General features: G+C 43.2%; 23 protein-coding genes. 18 read left to right on the top strand and 5 right to left on the bottom strand.

Translation table 11 applies throughout. The annotated features are described in order from the left end of the window. Positions 1–75: 75 nt before the first annotated feature. The gene (locus JKJ11_RS09065; protein ID WP_124939762.1) at positions 76–717 is read left to right on the top strand and encodes a TPR domain-containing protein; all 642 of its coding nucleotides are present in this window, start codon (positions 76–78) and stop codon (positions 715–717) included. Between the two features lie 25 nt (positions 718–742). Here JKJ11_RS09065 and JKJ11_RS09060 read toward each other — a convergent pair whose 3' ends face one another. Both JKJ11_RS09060 and JKJ11_RS09055 read right to left on the bottom strand, forming a co-directional pair. Next, positions 743–1,804, bottom strand: coding sequence for a 3-oxoacyl-ACP synthase III family protein (locus JKJ11_RS09060; protein WP_124939761.1), 1,062 nt, complete (start codon positions 1,802–1,804; stop codon positions 743–745). 3 nt (positions 1,805–1,807) lie between these two features. Then, complete coding sequence (locus JKJ11_RS09055; protein ID WP_038222907.1) at positions 1,808–2,494, bottom strand: hypothetical protein; 687 nt, start codon at positions 2,492–2,494, stop codon at positions 1,808–1,810. A 187-nt stretch (positions 2,495–2,681) separates the two neighbouring features. On the opposite strand from JKJ11_RS09055, the gene JKJ11_RS09050 reads away from it, so the two are divergent. Beyond that, complete coding sequence (locus JKJ11_RS09050) at positions 2,682–3,470, top strand: ferredoxin--NADP reductase (RefSeq protein WP_252038031.1); 789 nt, start codon at positions 2,682–2,684, stop codon at positions 3,468–3,470. A gap of 3 nt (positions 3,471–3,473) precedes the next feature. On the opposite strand, the gene JKJ11_RS09045 is transcribed toward JKJ11_RS09050, so the two are convergent. Together JKJ11_RS09045 and nrfA are read right to left on the bottom strand one after the other, a co-directional pair. Continuing rightward, the gene (locus tag JKJ11_RS09045) at positions 3,474–3,905 is read right to left on the bottom strand and encodes a hypothetical protein (RefSeq protein WP_252038030.1); all 432 of its coding nucleotides are present in this window, start codon (positions 3,903–3,905) and stop codon (positions 3,474–3,476) included. Positions 3,906–4,022: 117 nt separating this feature from the next. Beyond that, on the bottom strand, positions 4,023–5,438 hold the full coding sequence (gene nrfA / locus JKJ11_RS09040) for an ammonia-forming nitrite reductase cytochrome c552 subunit (protein WP_006074229.1): 1,416 nt from the start codon (positions 5,436–5,438) through the stop codon (positions 4,023–4,025). Positions 5,439–5,932: 494 nt separating this feature from the next. On the opposite strand from nrfA, the gene nrfB reads away from it, so the two are divergent. The 14 genes from nrfB (at position 5,933) to JKJ11_RS08970 (ending at position 16,876) form a co-directional block, all read left to right on the top strand. Continuing rightward, the gene (nrfB, locus tag JKJ11_RS09035) at positions 5,933–6,526 is read left to right on the top strand and encodes a cytochrome c nitrite reductase pentaheme subunit (protein WP_252038029.1); all 594 of its coding nucleotides are present in this window, start codon (positions 5,933–5,935) and stop codon (positions 6,524–6,526) included. A gap of 1 nt (position 6,527) precedes the next feature. Beyond that, positions 6,528–7,214, top strand: coding sequence for a cytochrome c nitrite reductase Fe-S protein (gene nrfC, locus JKJ11_RS09030; RefSeq protein WP_006074225.1), 687 nt, complete (start codon positions 6,528–6,530; stop codon positions 7,212–7,214). A 1-nt stretch (position 7,215) separates the two neighbouring features. Continuing rightward, positions 7,216–8,172 carry a cytochrome c nitrite reductase subunit NrfD gene (gene nrfD / locus JKJ11_RS09025; protein WP_252038028.1) on the top strand — a complete coding sequence of 319 codons (957 nt, stop codon included), beginning with the start codon at positions 7,216–7,218 and terminating at the stop codon, positions 8,170–8,172. Between the two features lie 119 nt (positions 8,173–8,291). Then, positions 8,292–10,262: a heme lyase CcmF/NrfE family subunit gene (locus JKJ11_RS09020; RefSeq protein WP_252038027.1), complete on the top strand. Its 1,971-nt coding sequence runs from the start codon at positions 8,292–8,294 to the stop codon at positions 10,260–10,262. Further along, the gene (locus JKJ11_RS09015) at positions 10,252–10,668 is read left to right on the top strand and encodes a cytochrome c-type biogenesis protein (RefSeq protein WP_252038026.1); all 417 of its coding nucleotides are present in this window, start codon (positions 10,252–10,254) and stop codon (positions 10,666–10,668) included. Before JKJ11_RS09020 ends, JKJ11_RS09015 begins: the two co-directional genes overlap by 11 nt. A 71-nt stretch (positions 10,669–10,739) precedes the next feature. Continuing rightward, complete coding sequence (locus tag JKJ11_RS09010) at positions 10,740–11,159, top strand: GNAT family N-acetyltransferase (protein ID WP_006074218.1); 420 nt, start codon at positions 10,740–10,742, stop codon at positions 11,157–11,159. After that, entirely contained in the window at positions 11,152–11,640 is a 489-nt protein-coding gene (locus tag JKJ11_RS09005; RefSeq protein WP_171389104.1) for a GNAT family N-acetyltransferase, read from the top strand. Before JKJ11_RS09010 ends, JKJ11_RS09005 begins: the two co-directional genes overlap by 8 nt. Further along, a complete protein-coding gene (locus JKJ11_RS09000; protein WP_252038025.1) occupies positions 11,630–12,097 on the top strand; it encodes an ASCH domain-containing protein in 468 nt (155 codons plus the stop codon). Before JKJ11_RS09005 ends, JKJ11_RS09000 begins: the two co-directional genes overlap by 11 nt. Positions 12,098–12,103: 6 nt before the next feature. Then, entirely contained in the window at positions 12,104–12,631 is a 528-nt protein-coding gene (locus JKJ11_RS08995) for a GNAT family N-acetyltransferase (RefSeq protein WP_252038024.1), read from the top strand. A 1-nt stretch (position 12,632) separates the two neighbouring features. Then, positions 12,633–13,121 (top strand): GNAT family N-acetyltransferase, encoded by a 489-nt coding sequence (locus tag JKJ11_RS08990; RefSeq protein WP_006074211.1) that lies wholly within the window; start codon positions 12,633–12,635, stop codon positions 13,119–13,121. Between the two features lie 128 nt (positions 13,122–13,249). After that, on the top strand, positions 13,250–15,151 hold the full coding sequence (locus JKJ11_RS08985) for an alpha/beta fold hydrolase (protein ID WP_006074209.1): 1,902 nt from the start codon (positions 13,250–13,252) through the stop codon (positions 15,149–15,151). A 46-nt stretch (positions 15,152–15,197) separates the two neighbouring features. Further along, entirely contained in the window at positions 15,198–15,617 is a 420-nt protein-coding gene (locus tag JKJ11_RS08980) for a DUF1801 domain-containing protein (protein WP_006074207.1), read from the top strand. 71 nt (positions 15,618–15,688) lie between these two features. Beyond that, complete coding sequence (locus JKJ11_RS08975) at positions 15,689–16,105, top strand: GNAT family N-acetyltransferase (RefSeq protein WP_038230407.1); 417 nt, start codon at positions 15,689–15,691, stop codon at positions 16,103–16,105. A gap of 24 nt (positions 16,106–16,129) precedes the next feature. Next, the gene (locus tag JKJ11_RS08970) at positions 16,130–16,876 is read left to right on the top strand and encodes a phosphotransferase enzyme family protein (RefSeq protein ID WP_124939752.1); all 747 of its coding nucleotides are present in this window, start codon (positions 16,130–16,132) and stop codon (positions 16,874–16,876) included. Positions 16,877–16,883: 7 nt separating this feature from the next. Here JKJ11_RS08970 and JKJ11_RS08965 read toward each other — a convergent pair whose 3' ends face one another. Continuing rightward, positions 16,884–17,441: a lipid-binding SYLF domain-containing protein gene (locus tag JKJ11_RS08965; protein ID WP_062459678.1), complete on the bottom strand. Its 558-nt coding sequence runs from the start codon at positions 17,439–17,441 to the stop codon at positions 16,884–16,886. A gap of 328 nt (positions 17,442–17,769) precedes the next feature. On the opposite strand from JKJ11_RS08965, the gene JKJ11_RS08960 reads away from it, so the two are divergent. Together JKJ11_RS08960 and JKJ11_RS08955 are read left to right on the top strand one after the other, a co-directional pair. Beyond that, positions 17,770–19,461: a mechanosensitive ion channel family protein gene (locus JKJ11_RS08960; protein WP_006074200.1), complete on the top strand. Its 1,692-nt coding sequence runs from the start codon at positions 17,770–17,772 to the stop codon at positions 19,459–19,461. 112 nt (positions 19,462–19,573) lie between these two features. Continuing rightward, positions 19,574–19,774 carry a hypothetical protein gene (locus tag JKJ11_RS08955; protein WP_063606343.1) on the top strand — a complete coding sequence of 67 codons (201 nt, stop codon included), beginning with the start codon at positions 19,574–19,576 and terminating at the stop codon, positions 19,772–19,774. The last annotated feature ends 42 nt before the right edge of the window (positions 19,775–19,816 follow it).

Here is a 19,816-nt window from a genome sequence, read left to right as displayed (position 1 = left end):
CGACCACGAACTCACAGTGAATCTTAACGGGAACCGATATAATGTCGGTTCTTTTTTTATCTTGAGTAACAAGCATTGTCCTTCAATATCTATCTGTTTGCTTTACTTTGCGGCATTGTCGTTTTCATTATCGCGTTGCTGAGTCTAAAAAGCATAGCTAGCGGTAAACAACGCTTTTTGTTTTCGGCTGTCGCTAGCGTCCTCGTCTGTGGTATTTCTTTGGGTATTTGGTCACAAATGCGCAATACACTCCCTGAGCTCGAACTTGCTGCACCATTTAAAAATGGTGAATCCATGATGCAAGAACTGCAGCAAGCACTAAAACAGAACCCTAATGATGCGAAAGATTGGTTTAGGTTAGGGCAGCTTTATATGCAAAGCTCTGAGTTTGATGCGGCGATTACTTGTTTTGACTACTCAATTCGACTGTCTGAGACCCCTTACGCTGGTCAGTATGCGGCAATAGCGACGGCGAAGTACTTTGATGAGTCGCAAACGATCACCCCTGAAGTGCAGCAGTTTCTTGATAAAGCACTCGAAATGGATGAGTACAACGACACCGCATTGCTACTTGTTGCGTCTGACTATTTTCTACATTCAGAACACAACAAAGCGATTGAAATTTGGACGAAAATCCTTGATTCCAATCGACCGGGGATTGATAGAGCGGCTATTATTGAGAAAATTAATCAAGTGAAACGCATGAGCGGCAACTAAATGCTTACTAGTAATCTTTAGAGCCTCAATTTTTGTGCGTATAGATAAAGCCACCATACATGTATTTGGTGGCTTCTGCGCCTAGAATAGCGACCTTACTTCCCGCCCTAAGCTTGTCGCTACGAACTAGATTCGAAAAACTACACCAAATTGCAGCAGAGCCTAGATTTCCCCAATGTTTAGCATCATTGACGATCTTATTCGAGTCTATATCCAAAGCTTCAGCCAGCATACTATCGATTCGCCCACTTGCTTGGTGGGGGATGATGTAGTCAAAATCGTCCAACTCAAAACCTTGCTCTCTCAGCGCGAGAATACTCGCTTGAAACAAGGCTTCGCCACTTTTACGGACATCGGTTGCGCTATGATGAAAGCGCGCCTTTCCCGTTTGAGTGTAAACAGATGCAGAGCCGCCGTCGAGAGATAAACCCGGTGACTTATCTATACCAATTTGACCAGTGAAACAGCGCGATATCGTACCTATTCCTTCGCTTGTCTCAGGTCCAATAATGACCCCTCCAGCACCGTCTCCCATTTGCATGTAATTCACCAACTGAGACTGGTCGAGAAAACCTTTGTCGTAATCGAAATACACTGACCCTGTTTCACTACCCACGATGGCGATGGGTTTGTTGAGCATAGCAAGGCGCGGAATGGCGATTTGTAAAGCACTTGCGAAACCTGTACAAGCTTGTCGCAGTTCCATAAACGGACCTTGGTATCGAAGTTTTTCGGCTACCCATGCGATGTTGGGAGGAAGCTGAGTGTCTGGCGTTGTCGTATGGCCAATAAGATAATCAATATCAGAGAGAGTATGTTGAGAGTTTGCGAGCAAATCTTTAATGGTATGAACTGCAAGATCAGAGTTGCTCGGATTTGGCTCGCTAGTATGAGTCTGAATGCTGCGTGAAAAATGACGACCTTCAATGCCTAGAAAAGGCACTATCCTCGCTGCCACTCTGGCAAAGCGTTTTCCGGAAAGTTGCTCAAGTGCTCCGAGTAGTTCCCCATTTGATAAGTGTTGTTCGGGAAATTGATGGCTGGCGGCAAGCAGTGAAACGCGCCCGGGTAGAAAAGTTGCAGTCATAAATTATCCCTCTTTAGTCTCGAAAATCATGTCTAGATTTACTCCAAGTACTTCAAACGCGTCACGTTCGGTATTGAGTAGCTCATATAGCTTGTCTGAGATGTTGGTGTTCAGCTCACGCCATCGAGATTTATCGTATCCAAGTTCTATGGCGTGAAGCTTCGATACAGAGACATGCCTGGCCTCATCCTGTTTGATGGCGCGGCAAAGGAGAGTAAAAGGATGATGTGGTCCCAAAGAGCCTTTCTCAATAAACAGCATCAACTTACACACTAGGGCATCCAAACAAGCGATTTGAGCAAAGTGCTCTTCGAATGTTTTTCTTGCTCCCAATGAGGCAAAGAATCGCTGGCTGCGTCTTTTTATTGCAAGTATATCTGCAGGTTCTTCAATTTGATGACGAACCCACTCTAGAGCCTCTTCATGGTATTTCTCATCGGCAACGATACGCTCAAAATCGTTGGCGGCAATTGCTAAGGGACTTTCTTTTTGCCTCACTGATTCGTTGTAAAACACCCATTGAGAAGATTGTTCACCACATACTAGCAATGGCAAAAGGCGTGAAAGTGCCTTGCGTTCCATGTCGGTAAATTCAAGTAGTCGATGTTGGTACTCGTGCAACCAGTAGCGAACTGGACTTTCGCTAGGCACATCTAGTGGCACAGCTGGAAAACAAGGTTTCATGGTCACTAACACATCCTTTTTACGACACACAATATAGTTAGACCGGAAAGTTGAGAATTTCTTTCATCTGTTATTTAAATCTATGATGAAATGGTTCGAAAGTCCTAATTTCCTCATAAACTGTAGTTTAAATTTTGTCGGATTTAGCTCTATGATGAACAGAAGCTTATGTTTTCTTCATCGGAGGTAAAGTATGGCGAACATAGATAATGTGTTGGTTCCTAACGGTTTGGTTGAAGGGCGTGTACTCGCTAAGAAGCAGTGGACAGAAAAGCTCTTCAGCCTTGAAGTGGCAGCATCGATAGAGACTTATGTCGCTGGTCAGTTTACTAAATTGGGTTTACTGAACTCAGACGGCGAATGGGTTCGTCGAGCTTATTCTATGGTGAATCACCCGAAACATCCTTATGGCAAAGATCATCTGGAGTTTCTCATCATTGCCGATGACAACGGTCAACTGTCGCCGAAATTAAACGACCTAGAGGTGGGAGACAAACTGTTTGTCGGTAAACAGCCTTCGGGTTTTATGACTCTAGAAGAAATACCGGATTATGCCAAAGCGCTTTGGATGCTCTCTACCGGTACGGCGATTGGTCCCTTTCTCTCTATTTTAGAAGATGACTCGATTGCCAAACGCTTTGATAGCATCGTTCTTGTCCACGCCGTCCGAACCCAAAGTGAATTAGTATACTCAGACTCTATCGAATGCGCGAAAAACGCGTTGGGCGACAAGTTTCATTTCGTTTCTGTGGTGTCAAGAGAAGCGCATCCCACTAGTCTTAGAGGTCGAATTCCCGAGTTACTACTTAATAGGGAGGTTCAGAAACAGGTGGGCTTAGCGCTGAGTGCGCCAGACAGCTTTGTATATATTTGTGGAAATCCTGCAATGGTCAAAGATACAAATGAGACACTGCTAGAGCTAGGACTTACTAAACATCTGCGTCGTAAGCCGGGTAATTTTGCGAGTGAAAATTACTGGTAGCCGCTAATAGGTGTAGCCTACACCAAAGTAAGCAGCCTCAAGACCGGTGTTATAACCTACATCAGCGGTGAAACCGGTGACGCCAGTTTTAAACAACAATCCAATATTGCCATTAAAACGGAGTGATGAGTCATAAGTTTTGATTGGAGAACCATTGAACTGCTCTTCGCTTCGGTTGGCAATTCCGGCACCAACATAACCGACAAAATTCTCACTCAAAGATTTTACTAGACCCACATTAAGAGCGAAATCATCATTGTTAGGGCCCGTTCCACCAGCCAAGTTGCTGTAAAAGCCGAAGCTTAAATTACGATCGTGATAAAGACCTACGCCAAAACCACCGTCACTAGTTGTGCCGACAGAAACGCTGTTGTAAGTGCCTGCAAGTAGGGGAGAGCTTACTACGCAGAGAACAAATGCGAGATGCTTTTTCATAGAGCGCCAATTTAGGTGTCTGATAGTCATAGACTTAATGGTAGCAAAAAGCCCCAACTAAGTGGTTGGGGCTTTAACTAATAATCGAATAGATCACAGAATCATATTAGTGAAATATTAGTACTTCGCTTCTCTTGCTTCTGCTTCTTTGTCCCACTCAGGTACGACGGTTTCTAAGAAGTGCTGTTTCTCAGCGTTCATCTTATCCATATCCATACCTAATGCTGCTTGAGCTTTCTCTTTAGTTGAGATATCAGGTATTTCTACCGGATCAGTGATGCCTTTCTTAGCAAGCAGTCGGATAAGTTTCGCACGTGCATCTGCTGCTTTGTCTACTGATGTACCAAGCACCTCAAGTGCCACTTCTGGAGCGTGCATATGCACACCATGAGAAGCGATGGCATAGTCCCAGCGCCATTGTGCATGACGAATATCCATCAAGATAGGTTTCATCTCTTCTTCTGTTGCACCTGCATCCCATGCAGCACCAGCTTCAAAGTGAGCGGCAACGATTTGCTTTTCAGCGGTAAGCTTCATATTAAGAACCTGAGCTTTGCGCGTTGAAACGATGCCTTGTAATTGCTCTTTCGTTTGAGTGTGACAATTAGCACAAGTATCTTCGAAGCGATCAAATGGGTTACCAACTTTGTGGTCAGTAAAGACCGTACCATCTTCTTTGGTCACTTTAGGCATATGACAGTCAACACAAACTACACCGTTCTTACCGTGGATACCATCACGCCAAGTTTCGTATCCTGGGTGTTGAGCTTTTAGCATTGGCGCTTTAGAAACTGCATGTTGCCAATCTTTGAAGTTCAATGCATCGTAGTACTCTTCCATTTCACCAACAGTTGTTCCCATATCCCACGGGAACTTAACCGCTTTCGTTGGGCCTGTGAAGTAGTACTCTACGTGACACTGAGCACAGACAGATGCTTGCTGGTCTAAGCGAGATTGTTCGTCAAACTTCTTGCCAATAGCTTCGAATGCACGTTCTACATACGGCTTTGCGATTGCCAATGCAGGCTCGCCGTTTTTAAACGCGTCACTGCGAGTATCGTGACAGTCAGCGCAGCCTATAGGGTTAGAGATTTCTGCACCTAGTCTTGCCCATTTGCCTTCAAAGTAGCCATCTTCGCCACGTTCATCGATCACACGACCAACATCTGGGCTTTTACAGCTCCAACATGCCATCGGCATAGGGCCTGATTTAGGATCTGTTGGACCGCCTGTTCTCAGTGTTTGTCTTACATCGTCTAACGCATAAAAGTGACCGCGCGCCTTATTATAGTCTTTAGCAAAGCCATAGCCTGCCCATAGGATGACCATATTAGGGTCATGCGCTAACGCATCTTCTATTTCTTCACTTTCACTTGTTTCTTTCCACGTTTTATATTGATCGGGATGATCTTTTTCGTAGGCTTGATTTCGAGGGTCAATCAACCCTTCTTCTGATGCTGCATAAGCTGGCACACTCGCGGCGCCTAATAGAGCTATTGCAGCAACGGAACTTAGAATCCAGTGCTTTTTCACAGTGTTATCTCCATATTCTAATTTTTGAAATGCGTTGTGGGGCTATTTCCCTAAATAAGATTTGGAGACGTCTTATCTTATTAAGACCTGTTAATATTAGCTCATATCCATTAATACTTAATTACATGTCGGGGCGTTTACTGTTTTAGATCAATTTATCTAAGTGATTGAGTTCACATCTATTTTCAACTAACCCTAAAGGGGTATGTGTCCTTATTTGTGATGATATTAATTATCATTTTTAAATGGAAGTTATGTAAAAATTCACACACAAACATTAGTGATATTGCTCACTAATTACCTCTAAAGTGATAGGCAAATAACACATCGGAAACTATGATCGTCATGTGAAGCGTTGTGGCTCATCCTAAATAAGAATTGATTACATTTCGTTGGTAATGACTTAATTCAAGTAATTACTAGAGGAAAGTTATTAATTATTAATCTGACTTTGTAGGTTTTACCTTCAATATTGGGTTTAAGGAAAGGATACAATGGGCAATGTTAAATTGACCATGGTGATAATGCTTCAGGCCCTCCTAGCATTTACTCTCTATGGTTATTCACTCAATGCCTTAGCTGATGAAGCAGCCCTCGAAAAAGAAGGGGTATCTCAACGGCATAAGGTGGAGTTGATTCGTGACAAGGACTATAAATGCGTTCAGTGTCACAAAGACTCCAAACAGACACTTGCTGGCTCTCACGGAGAGGACGCAATCGAAATCACTGGCAGCGAAGTTAATTGTACTCAATGCCACAGTAATATCGGTCCAGATCACCGTGACGGTGGTTCTACGGTCATTAAATATCATCCTGCGCAGTCTCAGCCGGGTTCCGATAAAACATGGTTAGACCCTGAAGCTATCCTCAAAGCAAATAGCCGATGCACCGAATGTCATCAGCCGCAATATTTGCGCGAAGATAGCTGGACTCATGATGTGCATGCGAAAAACCTAACCTGCACCAATTGCCACTCAGTGCATGCCGAGAAAGCGAAAGTACTTTCTTACGACCACAAAGCAACCATTAAGATGTGTGTCGATTGCCACAAAGACTTCAACGAAAAACGTGAAGAGGAGGGCAAGTAATATGAGTTGTTCAAGACGAAATTTTCTCGCTGGCACAGGCGCTGTCATCTTTACCACGGGGGTGGCAACAACTTCAGTGTTAACTTCTCGACAGTCGGTAGCGAGTGATGACACCAAAAAAGCGGTGCGCTATGGCATGTTGCATGATGAAAATGCCTGTATTGGTTGTACCGCTTGTACAGACGCTTGTCGTGAAGTCAACAAAGTACCGGAAGGTGTTTCCCGCTTGGAAATTCACCGCTCAGAGCCTATTGGTGAGTTTCCAGATGTGGAGTATCGATTTACTCGTGATTCCTGCCAACATTGTGAAAACCCTCCTTGTGTTTATGTGTGCCCAACAGGTGCAGCTTATAAAGATGAAGAAACAGGCATCATCGATGTACACAATGAAAAATGCGTAGGTTGTGGTTATTGCTTAGCAGCATGTCCTTACCAAGTGCGCTTCTTCAATCCGGAAACTCGCTCTGCAGATAAATGTAACTTCTGTCGTGACACCAATTTAGCCGAAGGCAAGTTACCGGCGTGTGTGGAAAGTTGTCCAACTAACGCTTTGGTGTTTGGTGATTTGAATGATCCAAACAGCGATATTAATAAGATGAAGAGTATCAAGGTGATATACCGTGATAAAGAACAATTAGGGACTAAGCCTAAACTGTTCAAAGTTCCGTTCCATAAGGGGGAGGTATAGTATGAGTACTTGGGAAACTGCCTTTCATTTCGACTCTCTTGTGTGGGATTGGATTATTGCGATCTATCTATTTTTGGCTGGTATGTCCGCGGGTTCTGCACTGATAGCGATTTATCTTAAGCGAAAAGTCATAGAAGGCGATCCAGCGCAAAATGGCATCCTGAAGGCTATGGCCTGGTTGGCGCCATTTGGCATTATTGTTGGTCTGTTGATCTTGGTATTCCACTTAACCAAGCCACTCGAGTTTTGGAAAATTATGATTTACTTCAACCCAACGTCAGTGATGTCGATGGGTGTGATCTTATTCCAAGTCTACATGGTTGTCTTGTTTGTGTGGATTGGCATGATTTTCAGAAAGCCAATTATGGATGTTTTGGGAAGCAAGTTCGATTTTGTAGAGAACATTCTGATTAAGTTCGAGAAAATTGAGAATGGTTTGGAGTTGTTTTTAGGTTTCTTAGCTATCGTATTAGCGGCTTATACTGGCTTCTTATTATCGGCACTGAAAACCTATCCAATGCTTAACAACCCCGTGCTTCCGATTTTGTTCTTGTTCTCAAGTCTGTCGTCGGGTGCCGCTGCAAGTCTATTGTTTGGGATTTTGGTGTTTAAAGAAGATGCGCATAGCCCAAGTGTCAAATGGGTACACAGCTTTGAACGTCCTGTCGTTTTGTTCGAACTGTTTGTCATCGTTACCTTCTTTACCGGTCTTATCTTTAGTGGTGGTCAAAACGAAGCGGCCGCTTGGAATGCTATCGGCGGTGGATTCTGGTCTAACTGGTTCTGGTATGGCGTTATCGGTATGGGTATGTTGTTACCTTTGGCAATGAACTTCTTTAGTTCTGAAAAGGCAAAGCATAACCACGGCTTTATCCTAGTCGTCACAAGCCTTAGCTTAATCGGTGTTTTGATGCTACGTACGTTTGTGCTTTATGCAGGCCAAATGACGATAGTCTAAATATACTATCCCCGTGAAAGCGGGGATCTTCTAAAGCACTCTCTGCACAAATCTATATCGAGTGTGTTTTAGAAGAGTAACAGAGTCGTTTTCACTCTTGGCAACAACATAGAGGTTACATGATCGGGTACATTGGATTATTCACTTTGATAGTCGTTGCTGTCACGAGTAGTTTAGCGAGCATGAGTGGAGTCGTCTCCTATCGACTGCCGCTGCAACACAGACTGCACCTAGATAAAGTAGTGCAGTTACTGACATTACTAAGCATGCTATTTGCGGTTGCTGCTATCGTGGTACTTGCTGTCGCCTTCGCTGTTGATGATTACTCAATAAAATACGTTTCAGACAATTCAAACAGTCAACTTCATCTTGGTTACAAGATTGCTGCCACCTGGGGTGGCCATCAGGGATCGATGCTATTCTGGGTGGTGACGCTGTCGCTTTGGGGTGCGGCTCTTTCTTTCGTTCAAGACTCTGTCAGGCGACATGCTATGTGGTTAATGCAGCTTATCGTCGCCATATTTGCTTGGTTTACATTGCTTGCGTCTAATCCATTTGAATTAAATGCCGTAATACCAACTCAAGGCAGAGACTTAAACCCCATGCTTCAAGACATTGGTCTTATCATTCACCCGCCATTGTTGTACGTCGGCTATGTCGGGTTTGCATCGGTATTAGCGCTAGCGTTGGGTTCACTGTTTACTTCGTCTTTGGGAACTTCGGCCAGTTCAACCCAGTGGGTGGTAAGCGCAAGAGTGTGCGCCGTAGTTGCGTGGCTATTTTTGACTGCGGGTATCGCTGTCGGCTCTTGGTGGGCGTATTACGAACTCGGTTGGGGAGGCTGGTGGTTCTGGGATCCTGTGGAGAATGCCTCATTGCTACCTTGGTTAACCAGTTGCGCGCTAATACACACTATGATGCTTGCTAAACACCGTCAGTTGGTGTTCTGGACCTATTCTCTTGCATTCATTACGTTCTGCTTGAGTATCCTAGGCACCTTTATTGTTCGCTCAGGCGTATTGACTTCTGTTCATGCATTTGCGGTCGACCCAACCAAAGGTTTCAGTTTGTTGGCGATCTTAACCATCATCTTTGTTCTGGCTTTTGTTTCTTTGATATTACGTTCGGATAGCCTTCATTCTAAGGCTATCACTGACATTCGAACCAAACCTTTTCTGATACTTATTGCTGCAAACCTCTTTACGTTGGCGACTATGGTTGTGGTATTTGGTACGTTTTATCCTATGGTGTATGAGCTTTTGGGCTTAGGCAATATTTCTGTGGGTGCGCCATATTTCAATTTGTTGTTTGGTCCACTCTCAATTTTTGCTTTATTTGTCATGGGTTTTGTACCGTTTTGTCGGTGGAAATCTGATGAGAAACGAGTGCTTACCCCACTCATGGCGGTCTTGTTTGTTGCCAGTTTAATCGCCGCATTTGCCGTCGTATTGTATTACTCACAACATAACGCACATGTTGGTGCAGAGTGGTCGTTTTGGGCATTTATGACGGTCTGGGGCAGTGTGTGGGTGATGCTGTCTCATCTGCGGCTATTGCACAGTCATAAGATGAATCGTGGCCTGTATGCAGTAATATTGGCACATGTTGGAATTGCGGTGGCCGCATTTGGCTCTGCGATGAATGCTGAGTATTCGTATGAAATGACAAGAAAGCTAGGACCGGGTTCTAGTGTAGAGTTTGGTGATTTTAACGTGCGCTATCTTGATACCCACCTCTATGTTGCTCGCTCGTTCAGTTCAGAACAAGCCGAGATTGAAATTACTCCACTATCGAATCCTTCAAAAATACAACGTGCTTATCCTGAGAAGAGGCACTATCCCGTACGCGTGATGAACATGACAGAGCCTTCTATGACGCCAAAATGGGATGGCGATATATACATATCATTGGGTGATAAAGTGGATGCTGAGCACTACGCGGTTCGCATCCAGTTTAAAGCTTTTGTGCGATGGATATGGTTTGGGGCGTTGTTGGTTTGTTTATCTGGAGTTTGGATGCTCTTGTCTCAGTTATTCTCTATTAAGCGTGTGCAATGTGAAAATAGTGTAGGAGACGCTAATGTTGTTTAGGAATATCGTAATCACTGGCTTCCTCTTATTATGTTCAATCCTAGCGCCAGTTGTTCATAGTTCGGAGAGCCAATTCGTGGAACTGTTTGAATTTGATTCACCTAAGCAGCAAAAACAAGCGATAGAACTGGCTAAAACACTACGTTGCCCAATGTGTCAAAATCAGAACTTAATTGAGTCAAATTCTCCGGTCGCGAAAGACATTCGTCTAAAAGTGTTCGAATTAATCAAACAAGGGAAAACAAACCAAGAAGTGAAGGACTTTATGGTTGCTCGTTACGGTGAACATGTTCTTTATCGACCATCCATGAGTCGTCACAATGCGTTGCTATGGGGAGCGCCTATCATGTTTGCACTGGGGCTTGTCGTGGTTATCTTTGTTAATTTAAAACGAAAGTCTCAATAATATCTAGTTGATCTTTCAACGGTAATTGTATATTCCTTTAACCCTATTGGTACAAGTAGGGACGGTTGTACATGTCATATTTCATTTCCTCGGACAAACGTTTATTAGATATTCCTCTCATCCATAGAGAGTTAGCTAACAGCTATTGGGCTAAAGGCATTCCTCTCGACGTGGTCGAAAAATCCATCGAACATTCTCTTTGTTTTGGTGTGTATACCGCCTCTAACGAGCAAGTTGGCTTCGCTCGAATGATAACTGATAGAGCGACGTTTGCTTATTTAAGTGATGTATTTGTAGTTGAAAAAGCAAAAGGAGAGGGGTTGGGTAAGCAACTCATTAAAGCCATTGACGAACACCCAGAGCTGCAAGGGTTAAGACGTATCATGCTCGCGACAAGCGACGCTCATGGATTGTATCGGCAGTTTGGTTATCAAGAGGTTAGTAACCCGCAAATCTTAATGCAAAAATGGAATCCTGCGATATATGACTAAATCTGCTGTCACGTTCGACACTATCTCTGAACACCCTGAGTTTAAGGCTACCATTGTTGATTGGTATTATCATCAGTGGGGGAAAAGAGATCCTAACAATTCACTTGAAAGCTATACGACCAAGCTTGATGATTTACTTGAGAATGGCGGCATCCCTGTTAGTGTCGTCGGTGTGCAAGATGGTGAATTGGTTGCGACCGCACACTTAAGACGAAATGAAATTCCAAGTTTCGAGAATTACGAGTTTTGGTTGGGTGGCGTTTATGTGCATCCATCGCGTCGAGCGTCAGGGGTAGCCTCGCAGTTAGTGAAGCAAATGATAGCAGAAGCCAAACAGCTCGGTATCGAGACACTCTACCTTCAAACAGAGATCCTGACAGGTGGGCTCTACGCCAAACTAGGGTGGGAGAAACGGCATCAACTCAATAATAAGGGTGTTGAAGTCATCGTCATGGCAAAGGAGTTAAGCAGTGACGCCTAAACAGCAAACATTTCTAAACCAGTACTTAGAACAGTTAACTACCTCAGAGCGAGCAAGCATAAAAGATGTGATTGCCGAGCATTTTTGTGGCGATGAATACAATGCCAACCAATGCGCGAAGCTAATTAATGAAGGTATTAAAACCGCTTCATGTAGCCTAAAATCGGGGTATGAGATTGAACAAGAGCCATTGCCTAAAGTTGGGCGGTTGTCTGTTGTTTTGGACTGGGACCAAAATCCTATATGTATCATCAAATTGACATCGGTTGAGGTTTGTCCGTTTAATCAGGTATCTGAAGCGTTTGCTTATGCGGAAGGCGAAGGAGACAGGACCTATCAATGGTGGAAGCAAGCGCATCTACGTTTCTTTGAATGGTACGCGAACGAACTGAACATCACATTTAGTGAGTATGATGACTTGGTGCTTGAGCGTTTTGAAAAAGTGTTTCCGAGGTAATTAACCATGCTTACTCTAGAGACACCTCGATTGCAGCTGAGACAAATTGGTCGTAGTGACTTCAAGCTTTTCCGACTATTACACCAAGATCCAGAGATTATCCGTTTGTGTTTTGATGCCCCTTCGATGGACGAAATTAAACAACGATTCGAAGAGCGACTACCGGTTTGGCAGCCAGGTAGCGATCAGTGGTTATGCATGACAATTGTGTTAAAAAGTAATCAAGCTAAAGTCGGTGTTACAGGGTTCAAGGTATCAAATCGTGTTGCAGAAGTCGGTTACCTCATGCTCACCGAATATCAAGGGATGGGTATTGCTACAGAGTCGCTAAAATGCGTTCTAGATTGGGGAATATCGCAACTCGACGTCTCAAAGTATAATGCTGTCGTAACTCAAGGTAATCATGGCTCCGAACGAGTGCTAGAGAAATGTGGATTCCACATTAAAGCGATAGAGAAAGAGGCGTATGTTATCGGAGGAAAAACGTACGACGATATTATTTATCAGCGCAATGTGACGAAGAGAGGAGAGTAAAGTGATAAGAAATGTTCAAGAGACAGACAGTATAGCTATTGCTAGGATCTACAATCACTATATTGCTCATTCGACATGTACGTTTGAGGAACACCCTGTAACCGATGCAGACATGGCTGAGCGTATTCGCGTTGTTGTTGATTCCGCTCTACCTTGGTTGGTGTATGAGCATCAAGGACAAGTGGTTGGCTATTGTTATGCAAAAAGATGGAATGCACGCAGTGCTTACCGATTTACAGTTGAGTCCTCTGTGTATGTTGACCATGAAACACCAATAAAAGGTGTAGGTTCCAGATTATACGATGCACTGTTTAATGACTTACAGACACGTGGTGTTAAGAATATTATGAGCGTTATCACCTTACCAAATGACGCCAGCGTAAAGTTTCATGACAAGATGGGAATGCAGCAGGTCGGTCACTTTAAGCAAATCGGATTTAAGTTTGAGCAGTGGTTGGATGTGGGCTATTGGCAAAAGGTTTTAGATTGATTAACGCCCTATAAATTTTCTTGAATTTATTTTGGTACTGTCCCCATATTATCCTTAGTTCGCACTTTTTTTTAGGCAACACATTCTGAACTGAGTGATTTTAGCGTTTAATAGATTTTGGAATCATCATGGGCAAGCGATACATCATAAGCAGCAAACATCACGACAACTTTATGTTGCGCCAACAACATGTAGATAAAATAGCCTTGGTGACCGAAGGTGGAGGGCAAAGAGGAATCTTTACCGCAGGTGTTCTTGACGCTTTTTTACGTGCCGACTTCAATCCATTTGATTTGCTTATTGGTACGTCCGCTGGTTCGTTGAATCTCGCTTCCTATATCTGTGGACACCAAGGTCATGCCTATAAAGTCATAGCTGAAGCAACTCGCCATCCCGAGTTTTTCAAGCTCACTAAATACCTCTTAAGCGGCGAGGGGTTGGATTTAGACTTTTTGGTCGATAGTGCGGAAGTCAATATTCCACTGAATTGGGATAAGGGCTCGGACCTGTTGAAGACTAAACAGGTTATAGCGGTCGCCACTCATGCTCAAAAGCTGACCTCAGAGTGCTTTGATGTCACGGTTGATAACTGGAAAAATGTGCTAAGGGCGTCATGTGCTATTCCCGCATTGCATAAAAACCCCGTTGTGTTTGATGATGCACGGTGGCTGGATGGTGGTGTTTCAGCTCCAATCCCGGTAGAGGAGGCTTATCGTCGAGGCTACAAACATATTGTGGTCGTTCGTACTATGCCTATCGATTTTGACGACCATCATCCGCTGTTGGAAGCGATTTTAAAACGAGCGCCAACTAAAACGATGAGTGAACTATCAGCAATTCTTATCAAGCATGAGGAAAGCTATCGTAAAACACAGCGTTTTCTCGCATCACCACCTGATGACGTTAACATTTACGAAATCTCGCCGGCAATAAATCTTAAGTCTTCAGTTATTGGCAGTACTAAAAAACAACTTGATGCGGATTATATGCATGGTGTGCGTTTAGGGCGCTTATTTGTGGAAAGCGTTGGCAGAAAACTCGATATTCCCTATACACCATATAAACGGCATAAAATCGTGACATCAGAATTTGCCAATGATGATGCTTATCACCAAAAAATCGATGAGGTTTGGGAGAATCGAACTCGCGGTCATTTTAAAGGCGCGATGGATTGTGATATTGCTTGGGTCAATGTCAACCCACAAAACCTGAATCGAGCGTTGGTTTTAGTACAAGGCCGCAATGAGTCGTGTTGGAAATATAAAGAGTTAATGTATGAACTCAGCCAGCATTTTAGTGTTTACTCTTTTGATCACCGAGGGCAAGGCGAGTCAGAACGATTGGTTGAAAATAGCGAGTTGGGTCATATTGATCAGTTTGTCCATTATGTAGATGATTTAGCGCAGTTTGTCGAGAATGTGGTTCGCAACAAAGACAGCGATGAAGTGATGATGTTGGCGCACTCAATGGGCGGAGCGATTGCGACGCAATTTATTGCAAAATACCCTGACACGATTAAAGCGTGTGCGTTGACGAGTCCAATGTTTGGAATCAAGCTACCTAAGGTGGTAGGTGGCATACAAACCGCAACGATTAAGATGATCAGTCAGCTGCAGAAAACGCCGCACTTTGCACCCAAGCAAACTGCGTTTGTAACCAAAACGTTTGAAGGAAATGATCATACAAGTAGTCCAACGCGTTTTAAAGCATACAGTGATCTATTGAATAATCACCCCAAACTAAGACTTGGTGGAGTGAGCCCCAAGTGGATTACGGAAGCGATGGCTGCGGGTAAAACATGTATTTCCCAAGCGAAAAACATCAAAACGCCAATCTTAATTATTCAACCAGAAGGTGACAATGTCGTTTCCCTATCGGCACAAGATTCGTTTAATGAAAAGTGTACGAGCTCTCGACTATTGACCATACCTCACGCAAGGCACGATGTGCTCATTGAAGCGGATCGCTATCGAGATTGGGCATTGAAACACATTATGAATTTTTATGACCACAAGCATAAATTCATGTAGTTCGCGCAATGTGAGAACACGCGGGACCATCTGATAAGGAATAACGATGACCACGCTAAAAACTCGTCCCACAACAGAAGACCCCAGTGCTTTTATTGAATCAGTTAAGAATGAGCAAAGAAGGAGAGATGCTGAGACTTTGCTCACAATGTTTACCAAAGTGACTGGGCGGCAACCTGTTATGTGGGGAGAAAGCATTATCGGCTTTGGCGAATACCGTTACACTAACACTCGTGGAACGTATTCTTGGATGATGACGGGCTTTTCGCCACGGAAACAGAACTTGACCCTTTATATCATGCAAGGCTTTGACAATCTCCAATCCGAACTGGAGAAACTTGGCCAGTTCAGAACGGCAAAGTCATGTCTTTACATAAATAACCTATCAAAAATCGACCTGAAAGCTTTAGAGTTACTGCTTGTAAAAGCAGTAGCAGAAATGGAGTCTAAATATCCTTGTACCTGAAAGCAGGCTCTAGACAAAAAGAATGACCTGAGTAAAAAGGAGTAACTCAAGTGAGCGTAACTTTCCGCGAGATGCAAATCGCCGACTACGATAACGTGATGACTTTGTGGCGACAAACTGATCATATGGTGATTCGAGAGGCGGATAACCGCGACAACATCATTGCTTATCTAGATAAAAATCCGAATATGAGTTTTGTGGCCATCCTACATGGAGAAGTAGTGGGTGCTGTCTTAGCAGGAACAGATGGGAGGCGTGGCTACCTGCAGCATTTGGCGGTTGCATCCCAGCATCGTGGAAAGCGAATAGGTAAAACATTGGTGGAGAAAGTGACGGACTCTTTTGCTCAAATTGGTATCGAGAAAACGCACTTATTTGTTAAAGCTGACAACGAGGCTGCACAAGAGTTTTATCGTTCTATGGGGTGGGAAGTGCGAAAAGAAGTCAAAATGTATTCATTCAATGCCTCTGCAAACGTCGATATTTAATTTTAACCTTAATGAGTGAAACCAATGAGCCCCATTGTAGTAAAGACCGACACGGTTATCAGGCCTGCAAGTCCATGGTCTCGTTCTGTACATATTTTCCTTAAGTTTTTAGAGCAGCAAGGCATCCATGACGTTCCTAAAGTACTTGCTCTGGATAACGATAATGAGATACTTTCATTGGTACAAGGCAAAACATTTAACTATCCATTACTTGAGGAAATAGCCAGTCTACAGGCACTGGAAACAGCGGCGAGACTGCAAAGGCGGCTTCATGACGCGAGTGTGGGATTTATTGAGCAGTATGACGTCGCACGTTTAGATTGGATGCTGAGCTCAGACACCGAATCTGAAGTTATGTGTCATGGGGACTTTGCACCCTACAACGTAGCATTAGAGGCGAATAATGTTGTCGGGGTATTTGATTTTGATACCGTTCATCCAGGCTCAAGGTTGTGGGATTTATCGTATTCTGTCTATTGCTGGGCACCTTTCAAAACCAACTCGGTAGATAAACTTGGTGATATCGTTCAACAAGTACGTCGGGCAAAAGCATATCTGGATGCGTATGAAATAGATACAGTAAGCCGATTTAAATTGGTTGAAACGATGGTGTCTCGTTTAAGGTATCTCGTCAGTTTTATGGAAGACAAGGCCAATAAGGGGGATCAAGGTATGCAGCAATGCATAGAGGAAGGTCATAGGCGCAGCTACCTCAACGATATTGATTATCTGCTACTCAACTATGATGAGATTACTCGTGGCATTCGATAGGCTTATTCTAGTCAGTAAGTGACTGGTTAACTTTAGCGCGAATAACTCTGGCTGTGACAGTTGCTGAAGCTCCGCCGTCAGACAACACATGCAGAGTGAACTCGGGGTTCATATCACCAGAAGATCCTTGTGCTGCGGCGCTGCCTGCAGAGGCTTCCGCTCCAATTTCAAATTTCCATTCACCGTCTTTCCAATCATCGACCAACTCTTGTGTGTTTAGAAGAATCAATACTTTGTATGAACGTGCACCCCAGCCAGCACCGAAATCGAGTCTTTTAACCGTAAAGTAGATATGTGGCTCAGCACCTTTTATTACCATAACACCTTCGCCGCCTCCGACACCCACAACAGGGACTTTGGTCACTTTCATGTTTGCAACACCGTACGCTAATGCTTCATTCATTTGAGCTTGCAAGTGTGGTTCTTTTTTTAGTAACTCCGATATAGTGGTTTGCGCCATAGTGTCGAGTTCATTCCGCTCGGCTAATTTTTGCTGTTCACTCAATGATGAACATCCACTGGCGATGAGAATAATAGCTAGGAATAATAATCGGCGAAACTTCATGTTACATCCTCATCTTAATGTGATGAATTGAATCGAACTAATCTGTGGCACGCATAATAGGGTAGAACACTAGGTGATAACAATGGCCGTCAGGTAAAATCATGGCATTTTATAATATGAGAAGGATAAAGCGCATTGGCCTCAAATCACATAGGCGTGTTGTCAGAATCTACCTAAGCATAGTCGATAGTTTTCATACAGATGACACCGAAGACTATGGCAAGGGTGATCATGTCATCAATCTCTATCTAGAGATGCGTGTACAAATGGTTTTATGACCTATCATTAAAGCAATTAATCTAAACTTAACACCTTCAGGGAGTTGTGAATGAGTGTTTGTTTCCCTCAATTTTTAAAGACTAATGCTATTGCAGTATTTGTTGTATTCGTAATGTCGATGATGAGTGGCATTGCCTTAGCTCAAGATGATACTCCTACTAGGGTACCACCTCCAAAGGCTCAAGTAGCCTTAGACAAAATTAACGCGGAGATAAGAGATCTTTCGGAATCACTCAAAGCTTCTAGTGGAGATCAAAAAGACGCTATTCAATTCCGCCTCTTCAATAAAAACAATGAGCTAAGAGATGTCATCGGTAGCGCGGTTGAATCTAATGATTTACCAAAAGATATGCTCATTGAACAGGTACGGTTCCAGCAAAAATATACAGAAGGCGCGAAAACTTATCTAGAAGATAAGTTAAAAACGGTTGGAGAGCAGTTCAATAGCGCTAAAGCTGAGAATAAACTGTCCATTTTAAATACTTATAGTGAAGTTCAAGACTATTTGAACGCCACCTTTAATGCGGCATGGCAAAACCTGATGTGGCTGAACAAACTTGGAGTTCAGGATGAGAGTGGTGAAGCGCAGTTTGAAGTACTAGTCGCGAAAAACCTGAGGTTAACGTCAGCGTCGATTGAATATTTCAACCAACAGGTGGAGGCGATCAATTCTCAGTTGGCATCGGCGCCAGAAGGAGACAAAGCTGCACTTCAAACTAGTCAGTTAGTGCTTAAGCAGCGTATTGGTATTGAAACAGAAAGTCTTCGTAATTTGATCGTTCTAGGTGATGACGTTGGTTTAGAAACGTCTGAATATAAAAGACAAGTATTCTCTGTAACTGGGAATATCACACAAGACATTTTAGATTCAAAAGTGTTGATTTCGCTGTTGAGTTATTGGTGGAGTGCCGCCGTTGATTGGCTAGGCGATAACGCACCACAGCAACTATTCCAAGTGTTTATTTTCATTCTTATTCTTTTTGTTACACGCGCCGTTGTAAAACTGGTACGCAAGATTGTGACAAAAGCAGTTCATAACAAGAACTTGAAGCTCTCTCACTTGATGCAAAACTTCTTTGTGTCTATGTCGGGAAATATTGTTTGGATTATCGGTATCATGGTTGGGCTGTCACAGATAGGGCTTAACTTAGCGCCTATCTTGACGGGTTTCGGTATCGCAGGTGTGATTATTGGTTTTGCGCTACAAGATACATTATCTAACTTCGCAGCGGGTATGATGCTTCTTATCTACCGCCCATTTGATGTTGGTGATTTTGTTTTTGCTGGTGGTGTAGATGGTAAGGTAAGTCATATGAGTTTGGTTAATACCACGATTCGCACCTTTGATAACCAAATTATCATTGTTCCTAACAGTAAGATCTGGGGAGACGTTATCAAAAACGTTACTCACGAGCGTACTCGTCGAGTAGATATGGTGTTTGGTATTGGTTATGGAGATGACTTGCTCAAAGCTGAATCTGTTTTACATGAGATTATCGAGGCGCATCCTGCGGTTCTTAAATCACCAGAGCCTAACATTCGAGTTCATACACTGAATACCTCATCAGTAGACTTCATCGTTCGACCATGGGTAAAAACAGATGATTACTGGGATGTGTATTGGGATGTGACTAAAGAGGTTAAATTACGCTTTGATAAAGAGGGCATTTCTATACCTTTCCCTCAACAAGACGTGCATTTACATATGGTGGATAAATTGAAGTCTGAGTCTAACGCTTAGTATCAACACAATTATTCATTGATAGGGCTCTAATTTCATAAATTAGAGCCTTTTTATTATCTGTAATATTAGTTATTAAATAAGTTGAATATAAAAGCTCAGAGGTACGATTATGACGGAAGAAAATACAAAGAATAGCGAAGTGACAGTCGTAGACATCAAAATGCCATTTCTATCTATGGTGATATTTATGGTCAAGTTCGCCATCGCATCAATACCAGCTATGATCATCCTTGGGTTGATATTTAGCCTCTTTGGTATGATATTTGGTGGCATTTTTAGCGGCTTTCATGGCGGAATGGGGCACTACTAAAATGTCCTTGTCTAGTCACTGTGGTTGAATTTCTGTAGTATC

This window comes from Vibrio sp. SCSIO 43133, from assembly GCF_023716845.1.
Lineage (GTDB): Bacteria > Pseudomonadota > Gammaproteobacteria > Enterobacterales > Vibrionaceae > Vibrio > Vibrio mediterranei.
Note: the sequence above shows the minus strand (reverse complement) of the source record. Positions and strands in the feature narration are given on the sequence as shown.